The sequence below is a fragment of the Streptomyces sp. NWU339 genome, assembly GCF_003143855.1.
GTDB lineage: Bacteria > Actinomycetota > Actinomycetes > Streptomycetales > Streptomycetaceae > Streptomyces.
In genome coordinates, this window is record NZ_QFRK01000035.1 from 77,577 (window position 1) to 83,611 (window position 6,035).

The window sequence follows — 6,035 nt, forward strand, 5'->3', positions numbered from 1 at the left end:
GAGAAATCCAAGGAGATACGGCCATGGCCGTCGTCACGATGCGGGAGCTGCTGGAAAGCGGCGTCCACTTCGGTCACCAGACCCGCCGTTGGAACCCGAAGATGAAGCGCTTCATCTTCACCGAGCGCAACGGCATCTACATCATCGACCTGCTCCAGTCGCTGTCGTACATCGACCGCGCCTACGAGTTCGTCAAGGAGACCGTCGCCCACGGCGGCACGGTCATGTTCGTCGGTACGAAGAAGCAGGCGCAGGAGGCCATCGCCGAGCAGGCCACCCGCGTCGGCATGCCCTACGTCAACCAGCGCTGGCTGGGCGGCATGCTCACCAACTTCTCGACCGTCTACAAGCGTCTGCAGCGCCTCAAGGAGCTCGAGCAGATCGACTTCGAGGACGTGGCCGCCTCCGGCCTCACCAAGAAGGAGCTGCTGGTCCTCTCCCGCGAGAAGGCCAAGCTGGAGAAGACCCTCGGCGGTATCCGCGAGATGCAGAAGGTGCCCAGCGCCGTCTGGATCGTGGACACCAAGAAGGAGCACATCGCGGTCGGTGAGGCCCGGAAGCTCAACATCCCGGTCGTCGCCATCCTCGACACCAACTGCGACCCCGACGAGGTCGACTACAAGATCCCGGGCAACGACGACGCGATCCGCTCGGTCACCCTGCTCACCCGCGTGATCGCCGACGCGGTCGCCGAGGGCCTCATCGCCCGCTCCGGTGTCGCCACCGAGGGCAAGGGCGAGAAGGCCGCCGGCGAGCCCCTCGCCGAGTGGGAGCGCGACCTGCTCGAGGGCGAGAAGAAGGCCGACGAGACCCCGGCCGCCGCCGAGGCCGAGAAGCCGGCCGAGGCTGCCGAGGCCCCCGCGGCCGACGCCGCCCCGACTGCCGAGGCCCCCGCGGCCGACGCCGCCCCGGCCGCCGAGGCCGAGCAGGCCTGATCGGCCCGTCCGTGCGGATACGGCGGGAGCGGGCCACACGAAGTCTGCTCCCGCCGTTCACCCGTAGGTCAGTGGTGAGTCCGCGATCTGCGTCTACACGTAGATCGCGGACCCGCAGATCTCCGAACCTCCAGACTTCGAGAAAGACTCACAGACTCATGGCGAACTACACCGCCGCCGACGTCAAGAAGCTCCGGGAGCTCACCGGCGCCGGCATGATGGACTGCAAGAAGGCGCTGGACGAGGCCGAGGGCAACGTCGAGAAGGCCGTCGAGGCGCTCCGTATCAAGGGCCAGAAGGGCGTCGCCAAGCGCGAGGGCCGCTCCGCCGAGAACGGAGCCGTGGTCTCGATCATCGCCGACGACAACGCCTCCGGCGTCCTCGTGGAGCTGAAGTGCGAGACGGACTTCGTCGCCAAGGGCGAGAAGTTCCAGGGCGTGGCCACCGCCATCGCCGAGCACGTCGCCAAGACCTCCCCGGCCGACATCGAGGCCCTGCTCGCCTCCGAGATCGAGGCCGGCAAGACCGTCCAGGCGTTCGTCGACGAGGCCAACGCCAACCTGGGTGAGAAGATCGTCCTGGACCGCTTCGCCCAGTTCGCCGACGGCTACGTGGCGGCGTACATGCACCGCACGATGCCCGACCTGCCGCCGCAGATCGGTGTCCTCGTCGAATTCGACAAGCCGAATGCCGAGGTCGCCAAGGGCGTCGCCCAGCACATCGCCGCGTTCGCGCCGAACTACCTCTCCAAGGAGGACGTGCCGGCCGAGGTCATCGAGACCGAGCGCCGCGTCGCCGAGGAGACCACCCGCGCCGAGGGCAAGCCCGAGGCCGCCCTGCCGAAGATCGTCGAGGGTCGCCTCAACGGCTTCTTCAAGGACGCCACGCTGCTCGGCCAGCCCTACGCGCTGGACAACAAGAAGTCCGTCCAGCAGGTCCTGGACGAGGCCGGTGTCACCCTGAAGCGCTTCACGCGCATCAAGGTCGGCATCTGAGTCCGTACCGCGACGGGCGCGCGACCCCGATAGGGTCGTCAGCAGTCGTTCGGACACGCCGTCACGCACGCTCGCGTGCCGGGTGACAGCAGATCTGACGAGGAGGCCATTGCCGCATGGGATGCGAAGCACACCCCGCCGGCAGTGGCCTCCTTCGTATGTGCAACACGTGAAAGAGGCGGGATCCCCATGACCACCAAGGCCGAGAAGAGCGACGACGGCAAAGTAAGCGGCCGGTTTCTGCTGAAGCTGTCCGGAGAGGCATTCTCCGGTGGCGGCGGCCTGGGCGTCGATCCCGACGTGGTGCACGCCGTGGCACGCGAGATCGCGGCGGTCGTCCGTGACGGCGCGCAGATCGCCGCCGTCATCGGCGGCGGCAACTTCTTCCGCGGCGCGGAACTGCAGCAGCGCGGCATGGACCGGGCCCGCTCCGACTACATGGGCATGCTGGGCACCGTGATGAACTGCCTGGCGCTCCAGGACTTCCTGGAGAAGGAAGGCGTGGACTGCAGGGTGCAGACCGCCATCACCATGGGCCAGGTCGCGGAGCCCTACATCCCCCTGCGAGCCGTACGGCACCTGGAGAAGGGCCGCGTGGTCATCTTCGGCGCCGGTATGGGCATGCCGTACTTCTCCACCGACACCACCGCCGCCCAGCGTGCCCTGGAGATCGACGCCGAGGCGCTGCTGATGGGCAAGAACGGTGTGGACGGGGTCTACGACTCCGACCCGAAGACCAACCCCGACGCGGTGAAGTTCGACCACCTCGGGTACGGGGAGGTCATCACGCGTGACCTGAAGGTCGCCGACGCCACGGCCATCACCCTGTGCCGCGACAACAAGCTCCCGATCGTCGTCTTCGAGCTGCTGACGGAGGGCAATATTGCGCGCGCCGTCAAGGGTGAGAAGATCGGCACACTTGTGGGTGACCAGACGGACCGGAACTGACCGGACCAGAACCACCCGCCCGAGTCAGGACACTCCTGGGGACGGACGGGACGGACCGGGCCGGGGGATGGACAACGTCCCGCCGGTCGGGAACCGTGCAGGAAGAAGACGCGACGCAGCCGGCCGCCGCCCCGCCAGGGAACCGCGGCCGGGCCTACTCAAGACACGCAGGAGCAAGTGGTGATCGAAGAGACCCTCCTCGAGGCCGAGGAGAAAATGGAGAAGGCCGTCGTGGTCGCCAAGGAGGACTTCGCCGCGATCCGCACCGGTCGTGCGCACCCGGCGATGTTCAACAAGATCGTGGCCGACTACTACGGCGCACTGACGCCGATCAACCAGCTGGCCTCGTTCTCCGTGCCCGAGCCGCGCATGGCCGTGGTGACGCCGTTCGACAAGAGCGCCCTGCGCAACATCGAACAGGCCATCCGCGACTCCGACCTGGGCGTCAACCCGAGCAACGACGGCAATATCATCCGCGTGGTGTTCCCCGAGCTCACCGAGGAGCGCCGCCGCGAGTTCATCAAGGTCGCCAAGGCCAAGGGAGAGGATGCCAAGGTCTCCATCCGTGCCGTGCGCCGCAAGGCCAAGGACGGCATCGACAAGATGATCAAGGACGGCGAGGTCGGCGAGGACGAGGGCCGCCGTGCGGAGAAGGAGCTCGACGACACCACCGCGAAGTACGTCGCGCAGGTGGACGAGCTCCTGAAGCACAAGGAAGCGGAACTGCTCGAGGTCTGATGAACGACTCTTCCTGGGGAGCGCCGCCGCAGGCCGGGTACTGGGGGCCGCCCGAGCAGGGGCCCGCCCAGGGAGCTGTCCCGGCGGCTCCCACGTACGATGCGCACTACGCGCAGCAGACTCGCCCCATGCCCATCGTGCCCGACCTGCCCGAACACGGTGCCGATCAGGACATGGGCCGGGGGACCGCTCGGCTGAGCGGCCCTCTGTTCCCAGACGAGACGACGCGGGCGCGCCCCCATCCGGGGGAGATGCCGCAGAATCCGGAGCCCATGCCCGACGCCCCGCAGCCGGCGCCCCCGCCGCAGAAGAAGAGCGCGGGACGCGACCTGGGCGCCGCCATAGGGGTCGGTGTCGGGCTCGGCGCGATGATCGTTGTGTCGCTGTTCGTCGTCAAGGCGGTCTTCGTCGGCGTCGTCGCGGCCGCCGTCGTGGTGGGCCTGTGGGAGCTGACCAAACGGCTGGAGGAGCGCAAGGGGATCCGGGCGCCGCTCGTGCCGCTCGCGCTCGGCGGCGCCGCCATGGTGGTCGCCGGGTACGTCCGGGGCGCCGAGGGCGCGTGGGTCGCCATGGCGTTCACCGCGCTGGCGGTGCTGGTCTGGCGGATGACCCAACCGCCCGAGAACTACCTCAGGGACGTCACGGCGGGGATCTTCGCCGCGTTCTACGTGCCGTTCCTGGCGACCTTCGTCACGATGATGCTGGCCGCGGACGACGGGCACTGGCGGGTCCTGGTGTTCCTGCTGCTCACTGTCATAAGTGACACCGGAGCGTACGCCGTCGGCTGGCGCTTCGGCACGCACAAGCTCGCCCCGCGCATCAGCCCCGGCAAGACCCGCGAGGGCCTGCTGGGCGCGGTCGGGTTCGCGATGGCGGCGGGCGCGCTGTGCATGCAGTTCCTGATCGACGACGGCACCTGGTGGCAGGGGCTGCTGCTCGGCCTCGCGGTCGCCGTCAGCGCCACCCTCGGCGACCTGGGCGAGTCCATGATCAAGCGGGACCTGGGCATCAAGGACATGGGCACCCTGCTCCCCGGCCACGGCGGCATCATGGACCGCCTGGACTCCCTGCTGCCCACGGCCCCGGTGGTGTGGCTGCTGCTGGTGATCTTCGTCGGCAGCTGACCCCGTCGGCCCCGGACCTCTTCGAGCCCCCGCGTCCCGCCGGACGCGGGGGCTCGACCCGTAGAAGGAAGGGTCCGGCCGCCCGAGCACGTCCGCCGCCGTTCCCCGCCCTGTCCGGCGCGTGCACCCATGGGTAGGGTTCCGCCATGGCGCAGGCACGGCTGGGGGACGACGGCAGGTACCGGGGTGAGCTGCCGTGCCGATGGTGCGACACCTTGATCGACCAGGGCGGGCGGCGCAAACCGCGTCTGTACTGCCGGATGTCCCACCGCTGGAAGAGCTACGGCTCCTGGGCCGTGGCTCTGGTCGGTGGGTTGTTCTGAGTGCTCCAGGGTGCCCTCGGACGGCTCGCGCGGTCACCCGATTGGATCTGCCACACTGGTACCGCCATGCCTGAGCTTGGCGTTTAACATCGCTGGGCTTGGTGTTCCTTGATCGATTCGGCGCGTTTGACGGTCTTGCCGACGTCGTGGTGCCTGGCCCGGTGTCTGTTCTTCGAGCCTGCAGGCCGTCCCGGCCCCGGCCGGGACGGTTTCGGTGCGGCCGCCGGACGGGCCGGAGGCTGTCGCACAACTCCTGCCCGGTGAAGGTCAAGAGCGATTTGCTGTTCGGTTCCGGCCGCCGGGCAGGCATCGGAATCTTGGTCTGTGGGGCGGAACTTCCTGTTGTGCGACCGTGAACGTGATCTTGAGATGCCGCGGAATGTACGGGAGTGGCTGCCGCCCGAGCACCTGTGCTGGAAGGTGCTCGACGCCGTCGGAGAGCTGGATCTCTCGGCGTTCGAGGACAGCTACCGTGCCGATGGGCAGGGAGGGGCCGCTTACCCTCCCACGAACCAGGTCGCGCTGATCCTGTATTGCTACAGCAAGGGAATACGGTCTTCCCGCCGCATCGAGCAGGCCTGTTGGGATGACGTGGGCTGCCGGGTCATCACCGCGAATCGCAGGATGGACCACTCCACCGTGGCGCGGTTCATCCGGCGCCACCGCGATGCCCTGAACTCGCTGTTCGTGCAGGTGCTGGCGCTGTGCGGCCGGCGGGGGCTGGTGGACCTCTCGGCGGTGGCCGTGGATGGCTCCCCGATGGACGCGAACGCATCCCGCGACGCCAACCAGCGCCTGCACCGTCTTGAGGCGATCATCTCCCAGTGCGACGACGAGATCAACGCGCTGATGGACGACGCACTCGTCCATGCGCGGAGCGTGGAGGCCGACGACTCCGCAGCAGCCGACAGCGACACCGCCTCCAACGACTGGCCTCGTTTGTCCCGGCTGTGCGACCGGCTCACGCGAGCC

At 68.4% G+C, this 6,035-nt stretch carries 7 protein-coding genes and 1 pseudogene; 7 read left to right on the forward strand and 1 reads right to left on the reverse strand.

Going from position 1 to position 6,035, the window contains the following annotated elements:
• Positions 1 to 23: 23 nt before the first annotated feature.
• The 6 genes from rpsB (at position 24) to DIZ27_RS46000 (ending at position 5,063) form a co-directional block, all read left to right on the forward strand.
• The gene (rpsB, locus tag DIZ27_RS31280) at positions 24 to 935 is read left to right on the forward strand and encodes a 30S ribosomal protein S2 (protein ID WP_109381787.1); all 912 of its coding nucleotides are present in this window, start codon (positions 24 to 26) and stop codon (positions 933 to 935) included.
• 158 nt (positions 936 to 1,093) lie between these two features.
• Entirely contained in the window at positions 1,094 to 1,930 is an 837-nt protein-coding gene (tsf, locus tag DIZ27_RS31285) for a translation elongation factor Ts (RefSeq protein WP_109381788.1), read from the forward strand.
• Between the two features lie 189 nt (positions 1,931 to 2,119).
• Complete coding sequence (gene pyrH, locus DIZ27_RS31290; protein WP_109381789.1) at positions 2,120 to 2,878, forward strand: UMP kinase; 759 nt, start codon at positions 2,120 to 2,122, stop codon at positions 2,876 to 2,878.
• Between the two features lie 180 nt (positions 2,879 to 3,058).
• Positions 3,059 to 3,616 (forward strand): ribosome recycling factor, encoded by a 558-nt coding sequence (gene frr, locus DIZ27_RS31295; RefSeq protein ID WP_109381790.1) that lies wholly within the window; start codon positions 3,059 to 3,061, stop codon positions 3,614 to 3,616.
• Positions 3,616 to 4,740, forward strand: coding sequence for a phosphatidate cytidylyltransferase (locus DIZ27_RS31300; RefSeq protein ID WP_109381791.1), 1,125 nt, complete (start codon positions 3,616 to 3,618; stop codon positions 4,738 to 4,740). Before frr ends, DIZ27_RS31300 begins: the two co-directional genes overlap by 1 nt.
• A gap of 146 nt (positions 4,741 to 4,886) precedes the next feature.
• Positions 4,887 to 5,063 carry a hypothetical protein gene (locus DIZ27_RS46000; protein WP_181383766.1) on the forward strand — a complete coding sequence of 59 codons (177 nt, stop codon included), beginning with the start codon at positions 4,887 to 4,889 and terminating at the stop codon, positions 5,061 to 5,063.
• Between the two features lie 83 nt (positions 5,064 to 5,146).
• Here the strand turns inward: DIZ27_RS46000 and DIZ27_RS48860 are convergent.
• A pseudogene (locus tag DIZ27_RS48860) lies at positions 5,147 to 5,311 on the reverse strand (transposase); the annotation flags it as partial.
• A gap of 76 nt (positions 5,312 to 5,387) precedes the next feature.
• On the opposite strand from DIZ27_RS48860, the gene DIZ27_RS31305 reads away from it, so the two are divergent.
• A partial coding sequence (locus DIZ27_RS31305) for a transposase (protein ID WP_146229023.1) occupies positions 5,388 to 6,035 on the forward strand: 648 nt, incomplete at its 3' end.

Coding starts and splice junctions, on each gene's coding strand:
- rpsB (WP_109381787.1), top strand. CDS start 24: ATGGCCGTCGTCACGATGCGGGAGCTGCTGGAAAGCGGCGTCCACTTC.
- tsf (WP_109381788.1), top strand. CDS start 1,094: ATGGCGAACTACACCGCCGCCGACGTCAAGAAGCTCCGGGAGCTCACC.
- pyrH (WP_109381789.1), top strand. CDS start 2,120: ATGACCACCAAGGCCGAGAAGAGCGACGACGGCAAAGTAAGCGGCCGG.
- DIZ27_RS31300 (WP_109381791.1), top strand. CDS start 3,616: ATGAACGACTCTTCCTGGGGAGCGCCGCCGCAGGCCGGGTACTGGGGG.
- DIZ27_RS46000 (WP_181383766.1), top strand. CDS start 4,887: ATGGCGCAGGCACGGCTGGGGGACGACGGCAGGTACCGGGGTGAGCTG.